This window comes from Lysobacter claricitrinus (assembly GCF_045866565.1).
Taxonomy (GTDB): Bacteria; Pseudomonadota; Gammaproteobacteria; order Xanthomonadales; family Xanthomonadaceae; genus Cognatilysobacter; species Cognatilysobacter claricitrinus.
Genome location: NZ_BAAFZV010000002.1, coordinates 1,398,092 through 1,421,496, shown reverse-complemented (window position 1 = coordinate 1,421,496; position 23,405 = coordinate 1,398,092). Strand labels below are relative to the sequence as shown.

The window sequence follows — 23,405 nt, the reverse complement described above, 5'->3', positions numbered from 1 at the left end:
TGCGTTCGGTTCCTGCACGGGCGCCGTTGGAAAGATCGCCACCAAGCCTGGCCGTCGTCGCCTTCGTCGAAGGCTCGGCGCGGAATCCGCGCGACGGTCGCAGCGCCCCTTGGTGGGCATGGCCATTGTACCGCGCCGCGCCAACCGCACGCCCGGCGCCAACCCGACGCGCCGCAGCGTCATGCTTCGTCTCGTCTCGTCGCGGGCGCTTATCCAAGACCCAAGCGGCGGTACCTGGCTGCGCGCGCTAGCCGTCCTTGAACAGGCCGCCTCTCACGACACCGCTTCGCCAGCGCCGCCGTTACCAGTCGGTGGGCTTGTAGTCCTTCAGGAACTGACCCCAGACATGCTCGCCGATGTTGAGCCCGTGGATGATCGGATCGACGATGCGCGCCGCGCCATCGAGGATGTCCAGCGGTGGGTGGAAGCGTTCCTCGACCACCTTGCGCGCGGCGATCTCCACCGGATCCTCGTCGGTCACCCAGCCGGTGTCGACCGAGTTCATGTGGATGCCGTCGGCCTGGTAATCGGCCGCGGAGGTGCGCGTCATCATGTTGAGCGCGGCCTTCGCCATGTTCGTGTGCGGATGCTTGGTGGTCTTGAAGTTGCGATAGAACTGGCCTTCGACCGCCGACACGTTGACGATGTGCTTGTCGTGGCCGGGCGTGCGCAACATCAGCGGCTTCAGGCGCGCATTGATGATGAATGGTGCGATGGCGTTGACGAGCTGCGTCTCCAGCAGTTCGACAGCCGGCACTTCATGCATCAGCAAACGCCACGAATTGCGACCGCGCAGGTCGATCTGCTGCAGGTCCTGGTCGAGCTGGCCTTCCGGGAAAAGGTGCTTCTGTCCCAGCAGTTCCTCGGCGAGCAACGGCACCTGCGAGAGTTCGGCGGCACGCGTCAGCCCCGCCGCATCGCGCAACGCCTTCGCATCCGTGGACAGCAGCGACTGCGACGCATCGCCTTCCGGCAGCATCGTGTAGCTGCGCAGGCCTTCGTAACGACCGATGAGTCGACGGATCTCTTCCGGCGCTTCGTGCAGCGCGGCGGTCTCGCCCGCCATCATGTGCGCGTAGAACTCCGGCGGACGGCGTACCGTCTGGCAGGCGTTGTTGATGATGAAGTCGAGGCGATCGTGCGTGCGCAGAAGCTCGCTGCAGAACGCCTCGACACTCGGTGTGTGGCGCAGGTCGAGCCCGAAGATCTCGAGGCGATGCGCCCACTCGGCGAAGTCGGGCTCCTGCGCATAGCGCATCGCCGAATCGCGCGGAAAACGCGTGGTGACGATGAGCCGTGCACCGGCGCGCAACAGCTTCATGCCGGCCTGGTAACCGATCTTGACGCGGCCACCGGTCAGCAAGGCAACACGACCCGTCAGGTCGGCCAACTCCGTGCGCTTGAAGTAATTGAAGTCCGCGCACGACGGGCACAGCTGGTCGTAGAAGTGATGCACCTGCGTGTACTTCTGCTTGCAGACGTAGCAGTGCAGCAGCTCGGGCGATTCGCGCTCCGGCGTCGACACATGCGGCGTTTGCAGCTCGAGCATGGGCTGGCCCGGCGCGCTCGGCGGGAAGTAGTTCGGCGTGGTGAACACCGGCTTGCGGCGCAGCTCGCGGATGCCGGTCGAATCCAGCAACGCTTCGGTGCGACGCACGTTCTCCGCATTGCGCTCTCGCTCGCGCGCCTTCAGCCGCTGGCGACGCGCACGCGGATCCGGGTGGTAGACCTGCGCGACCACCGCGTGCAGCTGCGCGCGATCCTCGGCCGGAATGGCATCGAGGATGGTGCGATCTGCCGCGACGCGCGCAAGCAGCGCAGTCGCATCTCGCACGCGCTCGGCGAGGTCGGACGCGGCGGGGTCGACCGCGACGGCGTCGGCGGCGTGGGATGCGTTCATAGGAATACCGAAGGTCAGCGAGTCGTCGAGAGTCGACGGTCGTGGAGGGCCGGGCAGGCCGGCGCGGCGGCATTTTCGCACCAATGCGCGACTGAAGCCGGCCGGCCAGGTGATCTGCGCACCCAGCAGCGTGACGCCGTTAACGCAGCGGCCGTGGCTCAACCTGCGCCGCCAAACGAAACGGGCCGCTTGCGCGGCCCGTCCGGTGAAGCATTCGAAGCGGCTTAGAGGCCGGCTTCCTTGCGCAGCGCGTCGGCGCGATCGGTCTTCTCCCACGAGAACGCCGTCGCCGTTTCCGACTTGCCGTCCTGGCCGGTGTAGGTCAGCTCGTACGGCGCGCGGCCGAAGTGGCCATACGCGGCAGTGGGCTGGTAGACCGGGTGGATCAGGTCGAGCATCTTGACGATGCCGTACGGGCGCAGGTCGAAGTGCGCGCGGATCAGCTGCTCGATCTTGTCGTCCGAGATCTTGCCGGTGCCGAACGTGGTGACCGAGATCGAGGTCGGCTCGGCAACGCCGATCGCGTACGACACCTGCACCTCGCAGCGCTCGGCGAGGCCGGCGGCCACGATGTTCTTGGCGACGTAACGCGCGGCATACGCGGCCGAGCGATCCACCTTCGACGGATCCTTGCCCGAGAACGCGCCGCCGCCGTGGCGGGCCATGCCGCCGTAGCTGTCGACGATGATCTTGCGACCGGTCAGGCCGCAGTCGCCCACCGGGCCGCCGATCACGAAGATGCCGGTCGGGTTGATGTGCACCTTGTGCTTGGGCAGCTTCTCGAGCCACTCCGCCGGCAGCACCGGCTTCAGGATTTCCTCGTAGACGGCCTCGACGAGGTCCTTCTGCGCGATGTCCGGGTCGTGCTGCGTCGACAGCACCACGGCGTCGAGGCCGAGCACCTTGTGGTTGGCGTCATAGCGCAGCGTGACCTGCGACTTCGCGTCCGGGCGCAGCCAGTTCAGCGTGCCGTTCTTGCGAACGCGCGCCTGCTGCTCGACGAGGCGGTGGCTGTAGTACAGCGGCGCCGGCATGAACTCCGGCGCTTCGTCGCAGGCGAAGCCGAACATCAGGCCCTGGTCGCCCGCACCCTGTTCTTCAGGCGAGGTGCGATCCACGCCCGCGGCGATGTCCGGCGACTGCTTGCCGAGCATGTTGATGATCGCGCAGGTGTGGCCGTCGAAGCCGACGTTCGAGTTGTCGTAGCCGATCGCATTGATCACGTTGCGCGCGAGCGACTCGATGTCGACCCAAGCCGACGTCGTGACTTCGCCGGCGACGATCGCGGCGCCGGTCTTCACCATCGTCTCGCAGGCCACGCGGGCGCGCTTGTCCTGCGCGAGGATCGCGTCGAGGACGGCGTCGGAGATCTGGTCGGCGATCTTGTCCGGATGGCCTTCCGAGACCGATTCGGAGGTGAAGAGGTAGCTGGACATCGGCTTATATCCCTGTATTCGGATAGAAAGATGGCCGCGCATGATACAGGCTCGCGGCCGCCCGCGCATTCTGCGCCGGCTCGTGCGCGGACGGGGTCAACGGCGGTTCAGAACACGGTCGCCCGCGCCTGCAGGAACGAATAGAAGAACACCGCGTTCGGGTCGTTCTGCACCTGGTGCATCTCGCGACGCATGCCGTCGACGATGTCCTGCGTGACCGCGCCCGCTTCGAGCAGGTTGTCGGCCGCCGACAGCAGCAGTTCCTCCCAGAACGCGATCATGACCTTGCGACGCGCCGGCTCACGGTTGTCGAAGTAGAACGTCTTCACCTCGGTCGCGACGTCGCGATAGCCGCCGGCCAGCAGCAGGTTGCCCAGCTTGGCGCCCACGAACGGATCGCCGCCGTGCTCGTGCTGGAAATCGTTGAACGCCATCCAGTAGCGCCAGACGTTTGGCGAATACGGGTCGAGGAAGAACGAAGAGTTCATCACTTCCGTGATGTAGACCGGCGAGCCCGGCATCAGCACGCGGCGCACTTCGTTGAGCACGCGCGCGGGCGAGGGCACGTGCTCGAGCACCCAGCACAGGAAGGCGCCGTCGAAGCTGCGCGGCTCGAAGGGCAGGTCGGTGGCGTCGGCCTGGGTGAGGTCGTAGCGGCCGTCGAGCCAGGACATCGCGCCGAGATGCGTTCGCGCCGTCGCGAGTTGGGCCTCGCTGAAGTCGATGCACGTGACGTGCAGATCCGGGAACCGTCGCAGCAGGATTTCGGTCTGAGCGCCGACGCCGCTGCCGACCTCGAGCACGCGCCGCGCGCCGGAGTAGTCGATGTGCTTGAAGATCGTCGACTCGGCGATCCGCGCCTGGCGCATGAGGCGCGCCTGCTCCGTTCGCGAGAAGCCGTGCAGGTAGACGTGGTCGTTGTCGGTTTCGGCGTCGGTCATGGCGGATCTCCGTATCGGCGTGATTGTCGCGACGCCGCGGAAAGCTGCCGTGAGGTCAGGCGGCTTCGCGCACCGGCTCGCCGGCGATGAGCGCGTCGAAGTAGTCGCGGGTGAGGCGCAACTGTGCCTCGGCCGTCTCGGCGCGGTTGACCACCGCGCGGAACGCGGCGTTCTCGGGCCGGTCCTTGGCGTACCAGCCCAGATGCTTGCGCGCGATGCGCACGCCCGAGACTTCGCCGTAGAACGCGTGCAGTGCTTCGAGGTGACCCATCAGCACGTCGCGCACGTCCTCCAGCGACGGTGGCGCGAGTTCCTCGCCCGTCGCGAGGTAATGCGCGATCTCGCGGAAGATCCACGGCCGGCCCTGCGCCGCGCGGCCGACCATCACCGCGTCGCAGCCCGTGTAGGCGAGCACGTCGGCGGCCTTGCGCGGCGAATCGACATCGCCGTTGGCGACCACCGGAATCGAGAGCGCGGCCTTCACCGCGGCGATCGTGTCGTACTCGGCGAACCCCGTGTATTGCTGGTCGCGCGTGCGGCCGTGGACCGCGAGCGAGGCGATGCCCGCGCTTTCGGCGATACGCGCGATGGTCAGTGCGTTCTTCGCGTCCGCGGCCCAGCCAGTGCGGATCTTCAACGTGACGGGCACGTCCACTGCATTGACCACGGCTTCGAGAATGCGACCGACCAGCGCCTCGTCGCGCATCAGTGCCGAACCCGCCCACGCGTTGCAGACCTTCTTGGCCGGGCAGCCCATGTTGATGTCGATGATCTGCGCGCCGTGCTCGACGTTGTGGCGCGCGGCGTCGGCCATCACCTCGGGCACGGTGCCGGCGATCTGCACGCTGATGGGCGCCGGCTCGTCGACGTGGTCCATGCGGTGGCGCGACTTCGACGTCGTCCAGAAACGCGGGTCCGACGTCGTCATTTCGGACACGCACAGCCCGGCGCCCAGCTGCTTGCAAAGCAGCCGGAATGGTTTGTCGGTAACGCCCGCCATGGGCGCGAGGATCACGCGGGGCGCGATCCCGTAGGGGCCGATGCGCATGCCGCCATTCTACGCGGCGGGTCAGCCGGCGGCGGTCGCGTCGGGGAAACGCGCCTGAACGGCGTCGAATGATGGCATCGACAGCGCGGCGCCTGGCTGCTCGGCGGACAGGCTGGCGTAGGCGACGGCGTAGCGCGCATGTGCGACGAACGAGCGTGCCGGATGCGCCGCCAGCGACGACGCGAGCGCGCCGTTGAAGGCATCGCCGGCCCCAGTGGTGTCGACGACGTTCACCGTCGGTGCGGGTACGCGATAGTGCGAGGCGTTGTCACCACGCAGCTGCGCATCTGCATGCGAGACGAGAACGCCACCCGCACCGAGCGTCACGACGACCGTGCCGTTCGGAAGCAATGCGCGACACAGCGCGTGCAGCTTCGCATCGGCAGTGTCGGCCAGCGTGCATGCGTCGATGTCGCGGCCCAGGTGCATCCGCACCAGTGCGGCGAATTCGGTTTCGTTCGGCGTCACGATGTCGGCCGCACCCAGCAGGGGCGCTTCAACGCGAACGTTCGCGGGTGCGGGATTGAGCATCGCGATGACGCCCGCGGAACGCGCGATGGCGAAGGCTTCGAGCGCCGCATCCGTCGGCGTCTCAAGTTGCACAAGCACGACAGACGGCGCTTGGCCTGCCAGCGCATCCCGCACATGCGCAGCGGTCAGCGTGTCGTTCGCGCCGCCGGCAACGGCGATCGAATTGCGACCGTTCGCGTCGACGAAGATGCCGGCCGAGCCGGTCGGTGCATCGCTGCGCGCGTCGCGGAGGTCGATGCCATCGGCCACGGCGAGCGATCGTGCGTACGCGCCGCCGGCATCGTCACCCAGTGCACAGATGAAATGCGTCGACACGCCGGAGCGCGCAGACGCTACCGCCTGGTTGAAGCCTTTGCCGCCGGGGCCGCTCATGTAACGCGACGAACGTGTCTCGCCCGGCGCGGGCAGTGCGTCGAGCATCCAGACGTGGTCGACGTTGAAGCTGCCGACCACCGCGACCGTTGCCGTCATCAAACGGGGCTCAGGGATTGGTGACATCGGCCGCGCCGTGACCCGGGACGCTGACCGCGGCGGCATTGTGGCGGTGACGGAAGAGCGGCACGAACAGGATGGCCATGGCGAGCGAGTACAGCGCGAACGTGGTCCAGATGCCGTGCCAGTCCTTCGCACCGTTCGCGCCGGTGAAGAAACGGTCGATCATCCAGCCGCTGATTCGGCTACCCAGCACCGCGCCGACGCCGTTTGTCATCAGCATGAAGAGGCCCTGCGCGGAAGCGCGGATGCGCGGGTCGCTCTGCTGTTCGACGAACAGCGAGCCGGAGATGTTGAAGAAGTCGAACGCCATGCCGTAGACGACGCAGCTCAGCACGATCATCCACAGGCCCGGGCCCGGATCGCCGTAAGCGAACAGGCCGAAGCGCAGGAACCAGGCGATCATCGAGATCGTCATGACCGTCTTGATGCCGAAGCGCTTCAGGAAGAACGGGATGGTGAGGATGAACAGCGTTTCGGAGATCTGCGAGATCGAGACGATCACCGCGGCGTGGCGCACGCCGAACGCGTCCTTGAACTGCGGCAGCGACTCGAAGTCCTTGAGGAAGGTGACGCCGTAGGCGTTCGTCAGCTGCAACGCCGCGCCGAGCAGCATCGCGAAGATGAAGAACACCGCCATGTTGCGGTCGCGGAACAGGCGGAACGACGTCAAGCCCAACGCGTCCACGAGGGAGCGGCTATCACCGCGACCCAGGCGCGGCGGCGCCGCGGGGAGGGTAAAGGCATAGAGGCCGAGCAGGACCGAACCTGCTGCAGCGACGTAGAACTGGTTCGCAGACGACTCGAAGCCGAGCCAGCTCGTGGTCCACGTTGCGGCGATGAAGCCGACCGTTCCCCAGACCCGGATCGGCGGGTAATCGCGCACGACGTCCAGACCTTCGCCCTTGAGCGCGTTGTAGGCGACCGCGATCGCCAGCGAGATGGTCGGCATGTAGCAGAGCATCGTCGCGAGGATCAGTGCGTAGAACTGATCGGGATTGGCCGCGCGCGGCAGCATGCAAAGGAACACGCCACCGAGGATGTGCAGCGCGCCGTAAAGACGCTCGGCGTTGATCCAGCGGTCGGCGACGATGCCCATCAGCGACGGCATGAACAATGCGGAGATGCCCATCGTCGAAAAGATCTGGCCGAAGCTCGTGCCCGACCACTGGCGGTTCTGGAACCAGTAGGCGCCGACCGTGAGCAGCCACGCCCCCCAGACGAAGAACTGGAGGAAGTTCATCAGCGTGAGACGGAGCTTCAGGTTCACGGGCGGTCCTGGATACGGCGCGGAAGTCGCCGCAGCGTAGTGGCAAAAGCGGCCGTGGTGAAGCCGGCCGCCCGGACGGGAAGCTGACTAGCCGATTCCGCGCACCAGCGCCCAGACGCCGAGTGCCAGGAACACCGCCGCCGCGGTCAGGCGCGCGGCCTTTAGCGGCAGGCGGTCGGCGAAGCGGCTGCCGAGCAGCACCACCGGCACGTTGGCCAGCAGCATGCCGAGCGTCGTGCCCGTCACCACGGGGACGAAGTCGTGGAAGCGCGCGGCGAGCAGGACGGTCGCCACCTGCGTCTTGTCGCCGATCTCGGCAAGGAAGAAGGCGATGGTGGTCGCGGCCAGCGCGCCGTACTTCGACAGCTTGTCGTCGCCATCGTCGAGCGTGTCGGGCTTGAGGGTCCACAGCGCGACCGCGATGAAGCTGCCGGCGACGATCCAGCGCAGCACGTCGGGCGTGAGCAGCGACGACAGCCAGTCGCCGAGCGCCGCCGCGAGTGCGTGGTTCAGCACGGTGGCGACGACGATGCCCGCGATGATCGGCCACGGCTTGCGATAGCGCGCGGCGAGCATCAGGGCGAGGAGTTGCGTCTTGTCGCCGATTTCGGCGAGCGCGACCGTTCCGGTCGAAACGAGGAGTGCGTTCAAGTCGAGGGTTCCGATGCCGGGCATGCACGAAGGCGAAGCGCGGCCCGGCTGGGCGCGCATCGCCTTCGGTCTTGCCCCGGATCGCCTTGCGATCCTCCGCGCACCACGGCCGACTGGCCGAGTGTGTTGACGCGCGGGCCGTCGAGCGACGGCGGACTACTCCCCGAGAGGAGCGCACATTGTACCGGCGACGCGCGCCGCCCGCGCTGAACGGCGCCGCTGCAATCGATTACCGGACCGGCGTCACGCTGTGCACGGTTACGATTCGACGCCCCACCACGGAGATGCCCATGCACTACCGCCGCCTCGGATCGTCCGGCCTGCAGCTCTCCGCGCTCTCGTTCGGCGCGTGGCTCACCTTCGGCAACCAGGTGCCGCGCAACGAGTGCCGAAACCTCATCGCCGCCGCGTGGGACAACGGCATCAACTTCTTCGACAACGCCGAGAGCTATGCGCACGGCAATGCCGAAGCGGTGATGGGCGACGTCATCGCCGACCTGCGCCTGCCGCGCGACGGCTTCTGCGTATCGAGCAAGGTGTTCTTCGGCGCGGCGGAAGACCCGCGCCCGACGCAGCGGGGCCTGTCGAAGAAGCACGTGCACGACGCCTGCCATGCCGCGCTCAAGCGGCTGCGCGTCGATGCACTCGACCTCTTCTATTGCCATCGCCCCGATCCCGACACGCCGGTCGAGGAAACCGTGTGGGCGATGGACGCGCTGATCCGCCAGGGCAAGGTGCTGTACTGGGGCACGTCCGAATGGCCGGCGACGCTGATCCGCGAGGCGCACGGCGTCGCGAAGGCGCACCACCTGCACGCGCCGGTGATGGAGCAGCCGCAGTACAACCTGCTGCATCGTGAGCGTGTCGAACTGGAATACGCGCCTCTGTACGCGGAACTCGGTCTCGGCACGACGACTTTTTCGCCGCTCGCGTCCGGCCTGCTTACCGGCAAGTACGCCGATGCGTCGAAGTACGAACCCGCGCGGCTGGAGCGCGAGGAACTGGGCTGGCTCAAGCACATTGTTGTCGGTGACGAGAGCCAGCGACGCCTGGAGCGTGCACGTCGGTTCGCCGAGGCTGCGGCGTCGATCGGTCACCCGCCGGCGACGCTCGCGGTCGCCTGGTGCCTGCGCAACCCGCACGTGTCGAGCGTGATCCTGGGCGCGAGCCGGGTCGAACAGTTGCTGCAGAACCTGAAGGCGCTCGAGCTCGTCGACACGATCGACGAAGTGCAGTGGCAGCAGCTCGAAGCCGCGGCTGCGTAGATAAAAAGAGGCGCCGGGCAAGCCGGCGCCAATTGGGGAAGCGGCGCGCGCGCGTCAGTCGACGCGCGGCGGGGGCGGCGCGCCGGCAGCGAGCGGCGCATCGGCAGCACCCATGCGCGTGCCGACTTCCGGCGCCGGCGGCGGAGGCGGCATGTTCGGATCGCGCGGCGGCATCGGTGGCATCGGGCCCATCGGGCCGTCGCGGAAATGCATCGGCTTCGGCACCTTCACCTGCGACGTGCCGCTCTTGCGATCACGCAGATATTCGACGGCTACGCTGCTGTCCTCGGGCTTCGCGCGCAGCACGTCCATCACCTCGCGCGGCGTCGCCACGTCGCGGCCGTCGACCTTGCGGATCACGTCGCCGGACTGCAGGCCTGCGAGTTCCGCACCCGCGCTGACCACCAGCACGCCGCGATCGGTGCCGAAGTAACGCCCGAGCTTCGCGTCGACCGACGCGAGGTTGAGACCGTTCCAGCGGAAGGCTTCGGCGAGCGCGAGGTGCTCGCACTTGTCGCCGTCCTTGCAGGCGCCGTCGCGGGCAATGCGAACGATCTCGCGATGCATGCCGGGATCGACGCCGACAGGCGCGTCCATCATTGCCTCGCCATCGGGCCCGCGCACGATGCGGATTTCGCGCACGCCGGGGCCGCCCGCCATCGGGCCATGCATGCCGTGCATACCCGGCATGCCGCCGCCAGGGCCCATCACCATCATGCGATCGGCGAGTTTCGGCGTGACATTGACGCTGGCCTTCTTGCCGTCGCGTTCGTAGTCGACCTTCACCGGCGTGTCGGTCTTGAGATCGGCGAGCCGCGTGCGCAGGCCTTCGAGTCGCGCCGTCCCGTCAGTGCCGGCAAGTGTCTTGCCATCGATGCCGGTGATGCGATCGCCCGCGCCCAGGCCCGCGGTCGATGCACCGCTGTCGGGCGTCACGCCGGCGACGAGAACGCCGCGCGTCGCGTCCGGCTCGAGCAGCACGCCGAGCACCGGGCGACGCATCATGCGGTGCTGGATCATCATCGGGCCGCCGCCCGGCACGCCCAATTCCTTCGACAACTCGGCGACGCGCGTGGCGTCCTGCTCGAGTCGCGCGCGGGCGTCGGCGAGTTCCTTTTCCTTCTGCGTGCGATCGCCGGACTGCGCGAACGCGCCGAAGGCGACGGTGGCCGCGAGCGCGACGGCGAGCGTGGAGCGGGTTGCGATTCGTGCGTACATGGTCACCTCGGTGTTGATCAGTCGACGCGCGCGAGCGCGTCCTCGTACGACTCGCCGTGCGCGGCGAGCCAGCGTTGCGTGCCTTCCAGTCCCGCCAGTTCGCGCAGCGCGTCGACGCGGCGCGTCCACAGGTCGCGCCGCTCCGCATCGGCGAGGCCAGTCTGCGAGAGCGCGGCATCGATCACGTGCAGGCGATCGTCGACATCACCGGTGAGCATCGCCGCCGCCGCGCTCTGCATGCGGTCGTCGCGCGCGTAGGCGACCAGTGCTTCGAGTCGTGCCGACTCGGCGCGCAGATCGGCGAGCGAAGACGTCGCGGATGGAGCGGCACCGGTTGATGCGACGGCGCGCGGGTCCGGAGTCGATGATGTGGTGACGTCGGCCGCGTCCGATGCTGACCTGGCCTGACGATGCGCAGTCGGTAGCGTGTGTGCGGCCAAGGCCACGACGTTCGCCTGCGCCGATCGCGATACGGCGATCGGCGCATCGATGCCGGACGTCTTATTAATGTGTTCGGCGGAAGCGGTCGGCGGAACAGTCGACGTCATCGCGGACGAGGGCGCGCTTGACGCCGCCACCGTGGTCGCGCGATCACCCTGCATCGCCCGGGCACTCGCCGGTCCGGCAGCATCCTGCTGCGTGATCGTCATCGGTGCCTCACGCAATGCCGACGTCGCCAGCCACGCGCCACCGCTCGCGACTGCCAGCGTCGCGGCGATCGCCCAGCCCGAGGTCGAACGACGGCGTCGCGGCGCTGCACCCGGCAGCGATGCCACGACGCGCGACCATGCATCGAACGGCGGCGTCTCCTGCGGCAACGTAGCGAACGCCTGCGCCCAGTCGGACGGGGGCGACGGGCGGGAATCGAACGTGTCAGCCATGGTCGGCCTCCGGTGTTTCCAGTAGTGCGCGCAGGCGGCGGCTGCCGCGTGCGAGCTGTGATTTGGAAAAGCTGGGTGTGCGCTGCATGAGGTCGGCGATTTGCTCGTGCGTGTAGCCCTCGGCGTGGTAGAGCCAGAGCACGCTGCGCGTGGACGACGGCAACTTCTGCATTGCGCGTGACAGCGAGGCGGCATCTGCGGCGGCGGCCGGCGGCGGCGCGAAGTCCTCGAACTCGTGCTCGCCCATCGGCAATTCGCTGTCGAGCAGCCGGCGCTTGCGCAGCTTCTGCAGCGCCTCGTTGACCGCCACCTGCCGCAGCCAGCCCCAGAACGGGCTGCCGCCGCGGAACGCGCCGATGTTGCGGAACACCTTGAGCATGGTGTCTTGCAGCACGTCCGACGCGTCGTCGCGATCGCCGCACAGGCGCATCGCGAGGGTGAACACGGGGCGTTCGAACCAGCGGAACAGCTGCTCGAACGCGGCGTGATCGCCACGCCGCGCGCGATCCAGCAGCGACGCCGGCACGTCGATCGCGAAGCTGCTCCGCTGGCGCGGTGCAACGATGGGCGAGGGGTCGACGGCGGTCATGGCGACGGTCATTCCCTCCTATCGATGCACCGGGCCGGCAAACCGTCGCAGCCCGCCGAGCGGCCTATACTCGGCCCATCCATAAGGGGAGAGCGTCATGGGTGGATCGATCGTCGGGCTGGTCATCGCGTTCGTCGTGGTGATCGTGCTGTTCAAGACCGTCCGCATGGTCCCGCAGGGCTTCGAGTGGACGGTCGAACGCTTCGGCCGCTACACGCACACGCTCGACCCCGGGCTGCACTTCCTGTTCCCGATCGTTTACGGCGTCGGCCGCAAGATCAACATGATGGAGCAGGTGCTTGAAGTGCCCAGCCAGGACGTCATCACCAAGGACAACGCGGTCGTCAAGGTCGACGGCATCGTGTTCTTCCAGGTGCTCGACGCGGCCAAGGCCGCGTACGAAGTGGCGACGCTGGAGATCGCCATCCTCAACCTGGTGATGACCAACATCCGCACCGCGATCGGTTCGATGGACCTCGACGAGTCGCTCTCCAAGCGCGACGAGATCAATACGAAGGTGCTGGTCGCGGTCGACCAGGCGACGCACCCGTGGGGCATCAAGGTCAACCGCATCGAGCTCAAGGACATTGCGCCGCCGCGCGACCTCGTCGACTCGATGGCGCGGCAGATGAAGGCCGAGCGCGAGAAGCGCGCGAACATCCTCGAGGCCGAGGGTTTCCGCCAGGCGGCGATCCTCAAGGCCGAGGGCGAGAAGCAGTCGGTGATCCTCGAGGCCGAGGGCCAGCGCGAAGCCGCGTTCCGTGCCGCGGAAGCGCGCGAGCGTTCGGCGGAAGCCGAAGCGAAGGCGACGCAGCTGGTGTCCGACGCGATCTCGCAGGGCAACGTGCAGGCGATCAACTACTTCGTCGCCCAGAAGTACATCGAGGCGTTCAAGTCGCTGGCCGAAGCGCCCAACCAGAAGTTCGTGCTGATGCCGATGGAAGCGTCGGGCGTGATCGGTTCGCTGGGCGGCATCGCCGAACTCGCGAAGGAGGCGCTGGACCGTCCGTCCGCGCCCAAGCCGCCGGCGCTTCCGCGCTGAGGTCGCCGCCATGCACTGGACGTTGAACGCCACCATATGGGCCCTCGTCGCGCTGGTGCTGATCGCGGCGGAGGTGATCGCGCCCGGCGCCTTCATGCTGTGGCTCGGCATCGCCGCCGCGGCGACGTGCGTGCTGGTCGTCGCGATGCCCGGCCTCGCGCTCGTCTGGCAGATGGTCGCATTCGCGGTGCTGAGCCTGCTGTCGGTCTTCGTCTACCTGCGCTTCTTCCGCAGCCACGGCCGCGCTAGCGACCAGCCGTCGCTCAATCGGCGTGCCGAGCAGTTGGTCGGGCGCGTGGTGCCGCTGATGGCGCCGATCATCGACGGCCACGGCCGCGTGCAGATCGCCGATGCCATCTGGGATGTCGAAGGCCCGGACCTGCCGCTGGGCGCGCGCGTGCGCGTCATCGGCGTGCGCGGCATGACGCTGGAAGTGCGTCCGCAGGATTGACCCATTCGGCGGCGTCTGACCGCTCGCCGCCGATCCGCGATAATCACGGGCTCACCCCACGCCGTGATCCCGCCATGACGAACAAGACGGTCCTCAACGAGACCCACCGCGCCCACGGCGCCAAGATGGTCGACTTCGGCGGATGGGACATGCCCATCCATTACGGCTCGCAGATCGACGAGCACCACCAGGTGCGTCGCGACGCCGGCATGTTCGATGTCTCGCACATGACAGTGGTCGACCTGCGCGGTGCGCGCGTGCGCGAGTTCCTGCGCCGGCTGGTCGCCAACTCGGTCGACAAGCTCAAGAAGCCGGGCAAGGCGCTGTACACCTGCATGCTCAACGAGCGCGGCGGCGTCATCGACGACCTCATCATCTATTTCCTCGACGAGTCGTTCTTCCGCCTCGTGGTCAACGCCGCGACCCGCGAGAAGGACCTCGCATGGATCCGCCAGCAGGCCGCGGCGTTCGACGTCACCGTCACCGAGCGCGACGACTACGGAATGATCGCGGTGCAGGGTCCGAACGCTCGCGCGAAGGTGATCGGGCTGCTGCGCGAATCCGATCGCGCCGCGGTCGAGAAGGTCGGCCGCTTCGCCGCGGCGACCGGCGTGACCGACGACGGCCTCGAACTGTTCGTCGCGCGTACCGGCTACACGGGCGAGGACGGTTTCGAAGTGCTCGTGCCGGCCGACCAGACCGTGCGCGTCTGGGATCGACTCGTACAGGCGGGCGTCAAGCCGGCGGGCCTCGGTGCGCGCGACACGCTGCGCCTCGAAGCCGGTATGAATCTCTACGGCCAGGACATGGACGACGACGTGTCGCCATACGAGGCGGGCCTGGCGTGGACGGTGTCGATGGACGACGGCCGTGACTTCATCGGCCGTGCGCCGCTCGAGAAGCAGCTCGCCGAAGGCACGGCCCGGCAGATGGTCGGACTCGTCATGGACGAGAAGGGCGTGCTGCGCCACGGCCAGAAGGTGATCACCGCGAATGGCGACGGCGAGATTCTCTCCGGCACGTTCTCGCCGACCATCGGCAAGGCGATCGCGCTCGCGCGCATTCCGGCAGGCGAACCGGGCGACGTGCGCGTCGACATCCGCGGCCGCGAAGTTCCGGTACGCGTGGTCAAGTACCCGTTCGTGCGCGAAGGCGCGAACCTCGTGCCCGACGCCTGATCGAAACATCGTGCGGACGAGCGGCTGTCCCGTCCGCATCGCTTGGCTAAACTAGCCGCGCATCGCATCCACCCCACCACTGCACGCGACCCACGACGCACCGGAGCCCCCATGAGTGAGATCCCTGGCGACCTGAAGTTCCTCAAGACCCACGAGTGGGCCCGCGTCGAAGGCGACGGCAAGGTCACCGTCGGCATTTCCGACCACGCGCAGGGCCTGCTCGGCGACCTCGTCTACGTCGAACTGCCGAACGTCGGCGACCGCGTCGAAGCGGGCAACGCGTGCGCCGTCGTCGAGTCGGTCAAGGCCGCATCGGACGTGTATGCACCGCTCACCGGCAAGATCGTCGCGGTCAATTCCGCGCTCGCCGACAAGCCGGAAACGATCAACGAAGACGCCTACGGCGAAGGCTGGCTGTACCAGCTCGAGATCGAGGACGCCGAGCAGCTCAACGAACTGCTCGACCCGGACGACTACGCCGAGCAGCTGGAAGACGAGCACTGATTCGCAGTCGCGAAGCAGTCACCGAAGGCCGCGGACATCCGCGGCCTTCTTCGTTTCGGACGCTGCGAAGCGACGGTCGATGCACGTCGCCGATGTCGCGCGAGTGGTTCGCGAACGGTTCGCGAAAGGCGTGCTGGCGGCGCGCGACGCGCGATCGCGATGCTCGAAACGGTGGACGCGGACGCGTCGCGGGCGCCGAGAAGTTCGCGCACTTTCGCGCAAACGGGGTTGTGCGACGCCAGATCGCGGCCGCGTCTTCGCATTGCGCACACGCCCCCGACGCGGGGCGTTGAGCTTCGGTTCGGGTTCGAAAAATGCATCGCGCGACGTCGTCGAATACGTCGGAGTAAATCCAGCGCGTGCAACGAAACCCTTGAAACGAAGGGGTTTCGTTGCGCAACGAAAATGATGTCGATGATTTCGCGCATCGCGGTCGTGCGTGTCGGCCGCCACGGCCGCGGACCGAAAACCCAACTGCGGCGCGGACTTGGGAAAAAAAATTTCGCCCAGGTTGTTGACATCAAAAAAATCGGTGATTAGGTTTCGCTCCAGCAGCTAAACCTGCGAAAGCGAGTGATCAAAACAGACGCGACAACGCGCACGACAAAACGGACCTCCGCCCGGGACATCAAACCGGTGGACGCAGGATTCGTTTCCCTCGCGAAAACACTCTCCGCATTCCGAAGCAGCCCGATCCGCCGCTGGCGGGCCGGGCTTTTTCATGCCTCGGTGGAGTGTGCAAACCAGACAGGTGCTGTCGATTTCGGCGGACGCATCCGCGTCTCGCCGCTGCTTCCGCCACATCGGTTCCAGGGTGTGGCGGCCAGTCGCTGGGCTGTTCCCGCGACGTTGTCTTGAACTGGGCAACACCCCGATAGACCACTAAACGAGGAGCCACCCCATGGCCACGAAGAAAGCCACCAAGAAGTCCACCGCCAAGAAGGCCACGAAGAAGGCTGCTGGCAAGAAGGCTGCGTCGAAGAAGTCGACCGCCCGCAAGACCACCGCCAAGAAGGCCACGAAGAAGGCCGCTGGCAAGAAGGCCGCGTCGAAGAAGTCGACCGCCCGCAAGACCACCGCCAAGAAGGGCGCTCGCAAGACTGCAGCCAAGAAGGGCGGCGCTCGCAAGACCGCAGCCAAGAAGGGCGGCGCTCGCAAGACTGCAGCCAAGAAGGGCGGCGCTCGCAAGACCGCAGCCAAGAAGGGCGGCGCTCGCAAGACCGCAGCCAAGAAGGGTGGCGCTCGCAAGGCCACTGCCAAGAAGGCCGGCGCTCGCAAGACGGCCGTCAAGAAGGGCGGCGCTCGCAAGACCGCCAAGAAGGCCGGCGCTCGCAAGACCGCCAAGAAGGCCGGCGCGCGCAAGACGACCCGTCGCCGAGCGGATGCTCCGATGACGATGCCGGCTACCCCGGCGCCGATGATCTAAGAAAACAACACCCGGTTACCGCGACACCCGACTCTCTCCCGCAGCCCAGGCGGGGGAGAGTTTTTTTTTGCGCGGTCGTCCGGACAAACAGGCCAGCTCGCGTGATGGGCCCAGCGAGATGTGTGGCATGACGCTGGAGGCGAGGCCAGCTCGCGTGATGCGCCCAGCGGGATGCGTGGCATGACGCTGGCGGCGAGGCCGCGACCGACAAACACGAATCGCTTGTGACGACGCGGAGGTGCGTGTACGACGCAAGCCTCCCGACGCATCGAGACCGGGACGCAGGACGCGCCCGCCGCCTGGCGTGGCGGTCAGCGACACGGTCCACCCATCGCGACCGTGCCGATTGCGGATGGCGGCAAGAGACGAGGTGGTTCGCCCCACCGATAGCCGGGCGATGCCATGCAGGTCGCCGCTCGGAAACTCGCGGCGCAGTGGCAGTGAGCGGGCGCCAGATCGCGGACGCCGAACGGCTGAGCACTCCCGCCGCGATGGTTCGACGGGCGATCGGCGAGCGCCGTCGCGTCGCCACGTCGCCGCGCAGTCACGAACGACGACACGATCCATCGGTCCGCAACCGCGACCGCCCCAAATGAAAACGGCCGGCACGATGCCGGCCGTCTTCTCCCGCTGATCGAAACTCAGTGCGGCGCCGCGGTCGACTTCGCGGTGCTCGGACCCGGCTGCGCGTCCTCGTCGTTCTGCACGAACTGGGTCGGCTCGTCGAAGTCGTCCTTCATCCAGTGACTGCCCGGAATGCCCAGCGCGCGGTCAAGGATGGTGGGCACGAGTGCGGACGGCAGCGAGCTCTCGCTGTTCCACAGCAGGGCGACACCGAAGTCGCGGTCGGGCAGCATCGCCACCGCGCCGCGATAGCCCTGCACGGCGCCGCCGTGGAAGACCATCGTATTGCCCGCGTAGTTGTAGACGCGCCAGCCGATGCCATAACCCGCCGAACTCAGGCGCTCGCGACGCCACGGCGACGCGCGCATCTCGCTCGGCGTATCCACGCGCGCCGTGTGCAGCGTGGCGAGCAGCGAGGGCGGCAGCACGTCCGGGCGATAGCCGGTGTGCGCGACGAGCCATTGCGCCATGTCGCTCGCGCTGGCGTTGACGCCGGCCGCCGGCAACACCTGGTAGTACGGCGTCTTCGGCATGACCGACACCCAGCCGCCGCGACCGTGCACGTGCGGATGCGCCCAGCGCGGGCTCGACTCCAGGCCTTCCATGCCGACGCTCGCATCGTTCATGCCGAGCGGCTTGAAGATGCGGCGCTGCACTTCCTGGCCGTAGAACTGGCCCGTGGCCGCGAACACGACATCGCCGATCAGGCTGAAGGCGACGTTCTGGTAGCCGTAGCAGGCGCCTGGCGCACACGCGAGCGGCACGCTCGCCAGGCGCTGCGTCAGCGTCGAATAGGGCACGTACGACTCGAGGTCGCGGTCGAGCGAGTTGCGCGGCAGGCCGACGCTCTGGCTGACCACGTTCGCGACGGTCACCGCCTGCGTCGCGTTCGGATCGCTCAGCTGGAAGTTCGGCAGGTACTGCGTCACCTTGCTGTCCCAGCGCAGCGAGCCGTCGTTGACGAGCATGCCGGTCAGCGTGCCCGCGAACGCCTTCGACAGCGACGCGAGACGGAAGACGGTGTGCGCGTCGACCGGTTCAGCCGCGGAGATGTCGGTGATGCCGTAACCGCGCACGCTGATCACGCGACCCTTGTGCACGATCGCCATCGCGAGGCCGGGCACCTTCTGGCCGGCGACGAGCGACTGCGCGAGCGCTTCCATCTGCGCGACGTTGAAGTCGGCAGCGATCGGAAGCGGATTGCGCACCACTTGCTGCGGTGCAGCGACAGTCGTCGCAACCGCGGGCGTCCAACGCGGTGGAGGCGTCTGCGCGCCGGCGCCCGAACCCACGGCGACCGGCAGCAGGAAGGCCAGCACGCCGACATGGAAACCACGGCGGCGGAAGCGGATGGCGGCATCAGTCATGGGTGCGGACTTCCACGAAACATTCACGGGCCGATCATAGCGTCGTCATCATGTGACGCCAGAGGAAAGACATTCATATTCATGTTTTTCCTCGAAAACAGTGACGCAGAGCCGGCCGCTTCACTGCTCGGTGTTCACGCGCGGCGTCCAAACGCCGGCCGCTTGGTGATTGCGAACCCCGCCGCGTTCGCAAGCTGTCAGCAGTTTGTAAAAAGCGCGTTCAGGCGCGCATCGTCGGGCGCTGGCGGATGAGGTCGGCTGCGCGCTCGGCGATCATGATCGTCGGCGCGTTGGTGTTGCCGCCGATCAGTCGCGGCATCACCGATGCGTCGACCACCCGCAGTCCGTCGACTCCGCGCACGCGAAGCTGTGCATCGACCACGCTGGCATCGTCATCGCCCATCCGGCATGTGCCGACCGGGTGGTACACCGACTCCGCCTTGGCGCGGATGAAGTCGACGAGTTGTGCGTCGTCGAGGTCATTACTCGCAGGCAGTACCGGCGCGCCGCGATACGCATCGAACGCCGGCTGCATGAGCAGCTCGCGCGACAGCCGGGCGCACTCCACCATCATCCGCAGGTCGAAACCCTCGGGGTCCGACAGGTAATTCGCTGCGATGCGCGGTGCGCGCGCCGGATCGGCCGAGGCGAGTTCGATCGCGCCGCGGCTGCGTGGACGCAGGAAGCACGCGTGGATGGTGTAGCCGTCGCCGGACAGGCGATGGCGGCCGTGATCGTCGAGCTGTGCGGGGACGAAGTGCAGCTGGATGTCGGCATGCGCGTCACGTGCCAGCGACGAGCGCACGAACGCGCCGCCTTCCGCGATGTTCGACGTGCCGGGTCCGCGACGCCCGCGCAGGAAGTAGTCGAATGCGATGCGCAGGTCGCTCACGCGGTCGTACGTAATCGGCAGGCGGCTGGCGTGCAGCGTGCAGATGTCGAGGTGGTCCTGCAGGTTCGTGCCGACGTCGCGCGCGTCGTGCCGCACGTCGATGCCGTGGCGCCGCAGCGCGTCGGCCGGGCCGATGCCCGACAGCATGAGCAGCTGCGGCGAATTGATCGTGCCGCCGCAGAGCAGGACTTCGCGCGCGGCCTGCACGCGTTTGAGCGAGCGACCGCTTGCGTACTCCACGCCCGTCGCGCGCGGTCCGTCAAACAACACGCGCGTCGTCAGCGCGCCGGTGCGGACGTCCAGGTTCGGCCGCCCAAGCGCCGGCCGCAGGTAGGCCACCGCGCTGGAACAACGCGCGCCATCCTTCTGCGTGACCTGGTAGAGACCGAAGCCCGATTGCGCGGGGCCGTTGAAATCGTCGTTGCGTTCGAAACCCATCTGCGCGCCGGCATCGACGAAGGCATGCGACAGCGGGTTCACGTGGCGCAGGTCGCTGACGTGCAGCGGCCCGGCGTCGCCGTGCAGTGCATCGGCGCCGCGGGCGTTGTGTTCGCTGCGGATGAAGTAGGGCAGCACGTCGCGCCAGGACCAGCCCGTTGCACCGGCGTCGGCCCAGTCGTCGTAGTCCGTTGGAACGCCACGGACGTAGCACATCGCGTTGATCGAGCTCGAGCCACCGAGCACGCGGCCGCGCGGCCACCACAGGCGACGACCGTTCAACGCCGGCTCGGGTGCGGTGTCATAGCTCCAGTTGAGCCGGCGCACGTTGACGAGCTTGGCGATGCCGGCCGGCATGTGGATGAAGGGATGACGATCGCGCGGGCCTGCTTCGAGCAGAAGCACGCGCACGGACGGATCCTCGCTGAGGCGATTGGCCAGCACGCAGCCGGCCGAGCCCGCGCCGACGATGATGTAGTCGTACATGCCGACCCCGCGCGGCGACGGAACGGCCGCTGTCGCAGCATAGCGGCGAGGGTGGCGGTGCGGCCGCGCGGACGGTACGGTGCGCATCCCCCACCGGAAGCGACCGATGAGCGCGCATCCCGAGCAGTCCCCGACCGATCAGGGACGCGTGCGTCGCGGCGAATGGCCGGCGCTGCTGCTCTCGCTCGCGTACTTCTTCTGCGTGCTGACGGCGTACTACGTGATCCGCCCGGTGCGCGAGCAGCTCTCGGCGGCGGTCGGCTCGACGCAACTGCCGTGGTTCTACCTGGCGACCTTCATCGCCACGCTCGCGCTGACGCCGCTGTTCGCCGCGCTGGTGTCTCGCTGGCGTCGCCGCGTGATGGTGCCGGTGGTCTACGGCGTGTTCGTCGCCTGCCTGCTCGGCTTCATGCCGTTCTTCGCGCACCAGGATGCGCTCGACGCGCGCACGCTGGGCATCGTGTTCTTCGTCTGGGTTAGCGTGTTCAACCTGTTCGTGGTGTCGGTGTTCTGGGTGTTCATGTCCGACATCTGGTCGCCGGTGCAGGCGCGACGCCTGTTCCCGTTGATCGGCTTCGCGGGCACGGCGGGTGCGCTCGTCGGCCCGGTGATCACCAGGTCGCTGGTCGGCGTGGTCGGTGTAGCGCCGCTGCTGGGCGTGTCGGCGTCGCTGCTGGCCATCGCGACGGCGCTCGCGATCGTGCTTGGGCGCTGGGCGCGCGAGGACACGCGTGCCGAAGCACTGGACGATGCCCCGTTGGGCGGCGGCATGCTGGATGGGCTGAAGCAGGTGATCGCCAGTCCGTTCATGCGCAACATCGCGCTGCTGCTGATCCTCGCGGACGGCATCGGCACGATCAATTACGCACTGCTCGCCGACTACAGCGGCGCGACCTTCGCGACCAGCGAGGCGCGCACCGCGTTTGCTGCAAGCGTCGACCTCGCGTCGAACATCCTGACGATGGTGTTGCAGGTCGGCGTGACGTGGTGGCTGATGCCGATGATCGGCCCGGGCAGGGTGCTGATCATCTGGGCCGCGATCGCGATGGCGTCGCTGGCATCGGTTGTCTTCTCGCCGGACGCGTACGCACCGCTGATCGGCGGAATGCCGGCGGTGGCGCTCGCGGCGATCATTACGCGGGCATTGGGCTACGGGCTCGCCGAGCCATCGCGCCATGCACTGTTCACGCAGGTCGCGCGAAACGAACGTTACAAAGGCCAGAACGCGGTCGACACGGCGGTCTGGCGGTTCGGTGATCTTCTGGTGGCGCTGACGATGAACAGCATGAAGGCGCTAGGCGCGACCGTCGGCGGCGTCGCGTCGATCGGCCTTGCGGCAGCGACCGCCGCCGCCGCGATCGGCTGGCGCCTGTCCCACGTGCGCGACGCGCGAGTCGACCCGCCGCGCACATGAGGCCGCGACTCCGGCACTGGCTGCGGCGGCTGTTCTTCGCGTGGGTCGTGCTCGCGTTCGCGATGGTCGTCTACGGCGTGTTCGTCGAGCCGCGCCGGCTGGTGGAGCGGGACTACACGATCGCGCTGCCGGACTGGCCGGCGAGCTGCGAAGGCCTGCGCATCGACCACGTCAGCGATGTGCATACGGGGTCGCCGAACAACGGCATCGACAACCTCGACCGCGTGGTCGCGCAGCTCGCTTCCAGCGATTCCGACGCAGTGCTGATGACCGGCGACTACGTGATCCTCAGCGTGCTTGGCGGCCACTACATTTCCGCCGACGTCAGTGCGCCGCACTGGCGCGCACTCACCGCGCGTAAGCCCGTCTACGCGGTTCTTGGCAACCACGACTGGTGGAAGGGCGGACCGGGCGTGCGTCGCGCGCTGGAGGCCGCGGGCGTCGTTGTGCTGGAAGACGAGTCGCGTCGCACGGTCATCCGCGGCTGCCCGCTGTGGATCGTCGGCGTGGGCGACCTGTGGACGGCCAAGCACGACGTGCGCAAGGCGTTCTCGGGCATCAACGACGGCGCACCCGCGATCGTCATCACGCACAACCCGGCGATCGTCGACGAGATCCCGCCGCGCGCGTCGCTCGTGCTCGCGGGCCACACGCATGGCGGGCAGATTTCGCTGCCGGGAATCGGCCAGCCCGCGCAGTGGGGCAAGCCGGAGAACCGCTACATCCGCGGCTATTACGGCGACGCCGCACGCCCCCTGTTTGTGTCGCCCGGGATCGGCACCAGCATCATGCCGATGCGCATCGGCGTGCCGCCCGAGATCTCGCAGCTGACCTTGCGCGCGCAGCGCTGAGAACTAGCCCTCGCGCGGCGGCTTCGGCGACACCCACATCGACACCACCGCGCGGAACACGACGTCGCCGCGCGGGTCCGTGGTTTCGACGTCGACCGGCGCCTCGCGGGCGTCGCTGCCGGCCGCGATGTCGTCGCGAATGCGCGCGGTCGTGGTCATTCGCCCCATCGCCTTGCGCACGTACTCCACCTGCATGCCCTTCGGTATCCAGCGCATGGACGGCGGCAGCCCCGCTTCGGTCGCGAGGCCGGCCGCGAGTTCCGCGGCGTTGCACAACGCGATCGCGTGCACGGTGCCGATGTGATTGGTGACCGCGCGACGGTGCGCGAACGACACGACGCAACGGCCCGGTTCCAGTGCGTCGATGCGCGGCGCGATGCTGGCGAAGTAGGGCGCCTTGAAGCACACGGCGCGTGCGAACAGCCAGCGACCGAGCGGCCACCGCGTCATGCGTTGATGAAGGTCGAGCAGGTTCATGGCGGGCTCCGGATACGACGACGGCGGGTCAGG

The 23,405-nt window shown here is 67.8% G+C and carries 22 protein-coding genes and 1 riboswitch; of the genes, 9 read left to right on the top strand and 13 right to left on the bottom strand.

The window, feature by feature from the left end; all coding sequences use genetic code 11:
• Window positions 1-11 precede the first annotated feature (11 nt).
• A riboswitch (S-adenosyl-L-homocysteine riboswitch) is annotated at window positions 12-117 on the bottom strand.
• 184 nt (window positions 118-301) lie between these two features.
• The 7 genes from ACKTTN_RS11440 to ACKTTN_RS11410 form a co-directional block, all read right to left on the bottom strand.
• The gene (locus ACKTTN_RS11440) at window positions 302-1,900 is read right to left on the bottom strand and encodes an SDR family NAD(P)-dependent oxidoreductase (protein WP_407909958.1); all 1,599 of its coding nucleotides are present in this window, start codon (window positions 1,898-1,900) and stop codon (window positions 302-304) included.
• Window positions 1,901-2,124: 224 nt separating this feature from the next.
• Entirely contained in the window at window positions 2,125-3,336 is a 1,212-nt protein-coding gene (gene metK / locus ACKTTN_RS11435; RefSeq protein WP_407909957.1) for a methionine adenosyltransferase, read from the bottom strand.
• 107 nt (window positions 3,337-3,443) lie between these two features.
• On the bottom strand, window positions 3,444-4,277 hold the full coding sequence (locus ACKTTN_RS11430; RefSeq protein ID WP_407909956.1) for a class I SAM-dependent methyltransferase: 834 nt from the start codon (window positions 4,275-4,277) through the stop codon (window positions 3,444-3,446).
• A gap of 55 nt (window positions 4,278-4,332) precedes the next feature.
• On the bottom strand, window positions 4,333-5,325 hold the full coding sequence (gene dusB, locus ACKTTN_RS11425) for a tRNA dihydrouridine synthase DusB (protein ID WP_407909955.1): 993 nt from the start codon (window positions 5,323-5,325) through the stop codon (window positions 4,333-4,335).
• A 21-nt stretch (window positions 5,326-5,346) separates the two neighbouring features.
• Window positions 5,347-6,327, bottom strand: coding sequence for a ribokinase (locus tag ACKTTN_RS11420; protein WP_407909954.1), 981 nt, complete (start codon window positions 6,325-6,327; stop codon window positions 5,347-5,349).
• A 10-nt stretch (window positions 6,328-6,337) separates the two neighbouring features.
• The gene (locus tag ACKTTN_RS11415) at window positions 6,338-7,618 is read right to left on the bottom strand and encodes a nucleoside permease (RefSeq protein WP_407909953.1); all 1,281 of its coding nucleotides are present in this window, start codon (window positions 7,616-7,618) and stop codon (window positions 6,338-6,340) included.
• 87 nt (window positions 7,619-7,705) lie between these two features.
• Entirely contained in the window at window positions 7,706-8,269 is a 564-nt protein-coding gene (locus ACKTTN_RS11410; protein WP_407909952.1) for a TMEM165/GDT1 family protein, read from the bottom strand.
• Window positions 8,270-8,559: 290 nt separating this feature from the next.
• On the opposite strand from ACKTTN_RS11410, the gene ACKTTN_RS11405 reads away from it, so the two are divergent.
• Window positions 8,560-9,534: an aldo/keto reductase gene (locus ACKTTN_RS11405; RefSeq protein WP_407909951.1), complete on the top strand. Its 975-nt coding sequence runs from the start codon at window positions 8,560-8,562 to the stop codon at window positions 9,532-9,534.
• A gap of 54 nt (window positions 9,535-9,588) precedes the next feature.
• Here ACKTTN_RS11405 and ACKTTN_RS11400 read toward each other — a convergent pair whose 3' ends face one another.
• The 3 genes from ACKTTN_RS11400 to ACKTTN_RS11390 are packed head-to-tail and all read right to left on the bottom strand — an operon-like array spanning window position 9,589 to window position 12,222.
• Window positions 9,589-10,752, bottom strand: a complete 1,164-nt coding sequence (locus ACKTTN_RS11400; RefSeq protein WP_407909950.1) for a PDZ domain-containing protein — start codon at window positions 10,750-10,752, stop codon at window positions 9,589-9,591.
• 17 nt (window positions 10,753-10,769) lie between these two features.
• Window positions 10,770-11,633, bottom strand: coding sequence for a hypothetical protein (locus ACKTTN_RS11395; protein WP_407909949.1), 864 nt, complete (start codon window positions 11,631-11,633; stop codon window positions 10,770-10,772).
• A complete protein-coding gene (locus ACKTTN_RS11390) occupies window positions 11,626-12,222 on the bottom strand; it encodes an RNA polymerase sigma factor (RefSeq protein WP_407909948.1) in 597 nt (198 codons plus the stop codon). The genes ACKTTN_RS11395 and ACKTTN_RS11390 overlap by 8 nt, the downstream gene beginning before the upstream one ends.
• A 97-nt stretch (window positions 12,223-12,319) precedes the next feature.
• Here ACKTTN_RS11390 and ACKTTN_RS11385 point away from each other — a divergent pair, with 97 nt between their 5' ends.
• From ACKTTN_RS11385 to ACKTTN_RS11360, 6 genes are all read left to right on the top strand, one after another.
• On the top strand, window positions 12,320-13,264 hold the full coding sequence (locus ACKTTN_RS11385) for an SPFH domain-containing protein (RefSeq protein ID WP_407909947.1): 945 nt from the start codon (window positions 12,320-12,322) through the stop codon (window positions 13,262-13,264).
• 10 nt (window positions 13,265-13,274) lie between these two features.
• On the top strand, window positions 13,275-13,715 hold the full coding sequence (locus tag ACKTTN_RS11380) for an NfeD family protein (RefSeq protein ID WP_407909946.1): 441 nt from the start codon (window positions 13,275-13,277) through the stop codon (window positions 13,713-13,715).
• A gap of 74 nt (window positions 13,716-13,789) precedes the next feature.
• A complete protein-coding gene (gene gcvT, locus ACKTTN_RS11375) occupies window positions 13,790-14,893 on the top strand; it encodes a glycine cleavage system aminomethyltransferase GcvT (RefSeq protein ID WP_407909945.1) in 1,104 nt (367 codons plus the stop codon).
• Between the two features lie 111 nt (window positions 14,894-15,004).
• Complete coding sequence (gcvH, locus tag ACKTTN_RS11370) at window positions 15,005-15,397, top strand: glycine cleavage system protein GcvH (RefSeq protein WP_407909944.1); 393 nt, start codon at window positions 15,005-15,007, stop codon at window positions 15,395-15,397.
• A 408-nt stretch (window positions 15,398-15,805) separates the two neighbouring features.
• Window positions 15,806-15,937, top strand: a complete 132-nt coding sequence (locus tag ACKTTN_RS11365; protein ID WP_407909943.1) for a hypothetical protein — start codon at window positions 15,806-15,808, stop codon at window positions 15,935-15,937.
• A gap of 361 nt (window positions 15,938-16,298) precedes the next feature.
• Entirely contained in the window at window positions 16,299-16,823 is a 525-nt protein-coding gene (locus tag ACKTTN_RS11360) for a histone H1-like repetitive region-containing protein (RefSeq protein WP_407909942.1), read from the top strand.
• Window positions 16,824-17,464: 641 nt separating this feature from the next.
• Here the strand turns inward: ACKTTN_RS11360 and ACKTTN_RS11355 are convergent.
• Entirely contained in the window at window positions 17,465-18,814 is a 1,350-nt protein-coding gene (locus ACKTTN_RS11355; protein WP_407909941.1) for a serine hydrolase domain-containing protein, read from the bottom strand.
• 220 nt (window positions 18,815-19,034) lie between these two features.
• A complete protein-coding gene (locus tag ACKTTN_RS11350) occupies window positions 19,035-20,630 on the bottom strand; it encodes a GMC family oxidoreductase (RefSeq protein ID WP_407909940.1) in 1,596 nt (531 codons plus the stop codon).
• A gap of 106 nt (window positions 20,631-20,736) precedes the next feature.
• Between ACKTTN_RS11350 and ACKTTN_RS11345 the strand changes: the two genes are divergently transcribed.
• Complete coding sequence (locus ACKTTN_RS11345; RefSeq protein WP_407909939.1) at window positions 20,737-22,044, top strand: NTP/NDP exchange transporter; 1,308 nt, start codon at window positions 20,737-20,739, stop codon at window positions 22,042-22,044.
• Window positions 22,041-22,895: a metallophosphoesterase gene (locus ACKTTN_RS11340; protein WP_407909938.1), complete on the top strand. Its 855-nt coding sequence runs from the start codon at window positions 22,041-22,043 to the stop codon at window positions 22,893-22,895. Before ACKTTN_RS11345 ends, ACKTTN_RS11340 begins: the two co-directional genes overlap by 4 nt.
• Window positions 22,896-22,898: 3 nt before the next feature.
• Here ACKTTN_RS11340 and ACKTTN_RS11335 read toward each other — a convergent pair whose 3' ends face one another.
• On the bottom strand, window positions 22,899-23,372 hold the full coding sequence (locus tag ACKTTN_RS11335) for a hotdog fold domain-containing protein (protein ID WP_407909937.1): 474 nt from the start codon (window positions 23,370-23,372) through the stop codon (window positions 22,899-22,901).
• Window positions 23,373-23,405 lie beyond the last annotated feature (33 nt).

What these genes read in the sequence shown, in the direction of transcription:
- ACKTTN_RS11440 (WP_407909958.1), bottom strand. Translation starts at nt 1,900, where the DNA reads ATGAACGCATCCCACGCCGCCGACGCCGTCGCGGTCGACCCCGCCGCG.
- metK (WP_407909957.1), bottom strand. Translation starts at nt 3,336, where the DNA reads ATGTCCAGCTACCTCTTCACCTCCGAATCGGTCTCGGAAGGCCATCCG.
- ACKTTN_RS11430 (WP_407909956.1), bottom strand. Translation starts at nt 4,277, where the DNA reads ATGACCGACGCCGAAACCGACAACGACCACGTCTACCTGCACGGCTTC.
- dusB (WP_407909955.1), bottom strand. Translation starts at nt 5,325, where the DNA reads ATGCGCATCGGCCCCTACGGGATCGCGCCCCGCGTGATCCTCGCGCCC.
- ACKTTN_RS11420 (WP_407909954.1), bottom strand. Translation starts at nt 6,327, where the DNA reads ATGACGGCAACGGTCGCGGTGGTCGGCAGCTTCAACGTCGACCACGTC.
- ACKTTN_RS11405 (WP_407909951.1), top strand. Translation starts at nt 8,560, where the DNA reads ATGCACTACCGCCGCCTCGGATCGTCCGGCCTGCAGCTCTCCGCGCTC.
- ACKTTN_RS11400 (WP_407909950.1), bottom strand. Translation starts at nt 10,752, where the DNA reads ATGTACGCACGAATCGCAACCCGCTCCACGCTCGCCGTCGCGCTCGCG.
- ACKTTN_RS11395 (WP_407909949.1), bottom strand. Translation starts at nt 11,633, where the DNA reads ATGGCTGACACGTTCGATTCCCGCCCGTCGCCCCCGTCCGACTGGGCG.
- ACKTTN_RS11390 (WP_407909948.1), bottom strand. Translation starts at nt 12,222, where the DNA reads ATGACCGCCGTCGACCCCTCGCCCATCGTTGCACCGCGCCAGCGGAGC.
- ACKTTN_RS11385 (WP_407909947.1), top strand. Translation starts at nt 12,320, where the DNA reads ATGGGTGGATCGATCGTCGGGCTGGTCATCGCGTTCGTCGTGGTGATC.
- ACKTTN_RS11380 (WP_407909946.1), top strand. Translation starts at nt 13,275, where the DNA reads ATGCACTGGACGTTGAACGCCACCATATGGGCCCTCGTCGCGCTGGTG.
- gcvT (WP_407909945.1), top strand. Translation starts at nt 13,790, where the DNA reads ATGACGAACAAGACGGTCCTCAACGAGACCCACCGCGCCCACGGCGCC.
- gcvH (WP_407909944.1), top strand. Translation starts at nt 15,005, where the DNA reads ATGAGTGAGATCCCTGGCGACCTGAAGTTCCTCAAGACCCACGAGTGG.
- ACKTTN_RS11365 (WP_407909943.1), top strand. Translation starts at nt 15,806, where the DNA reads ATGTCGATGATTTCGCGCATCGCGGTCGTGCGTGTCGGCCGCCACGGC.
- ACKTTN_RS11360 (WP_407909942.1), top strand. Translation starts at nt 16,299, where the DNA reads ATGGCCACGAAGAAAGCCACCAAGAAGTCCACCGCCAAGAAGGCCACG.
- ACKTTN_RS11355 (WP_407909941.1), bottom strand. Translation starts at nt 18,814, where the DNA reads ATGACTGATGCCGCCATCCGCTTCCGCCGCCGTGGTTTCCATGTCGGC.
- ACKTTN_RS11350 (WP_407909940.1), bottom strand. Translation starts at nt 20,630, where the DNA reads ATGTACGACTACATCATCGTCGGCGCGGGCTCGGCCGGCTGCGTGCTG.
- ACKTTN_RS11345 (WP_407909939.1), top strand. Translation starts at nt 20,737, where the DNA reads ATGAGCGCGCATCCCGAGCAGTCCCCGACCGATCAGGGACGCGTGCGT.
- ACKTTN_RS11340 (WP_407909938.1), top strand. Translation starts at nt 22,041, where the DNA reads ATGAGGCCGCGACTCCGGCACTGGCTGCGGCGGCTGTTCTTCGCGTGG.
- ACKTTN_RS11335 (WP_407909937.1), bottom strand. Translation starts at nt 23,372, where the DNA reads ATGAACCTGCTCGACCTTCATCAACGCATGACGCGGTGGCCGCTCGGT.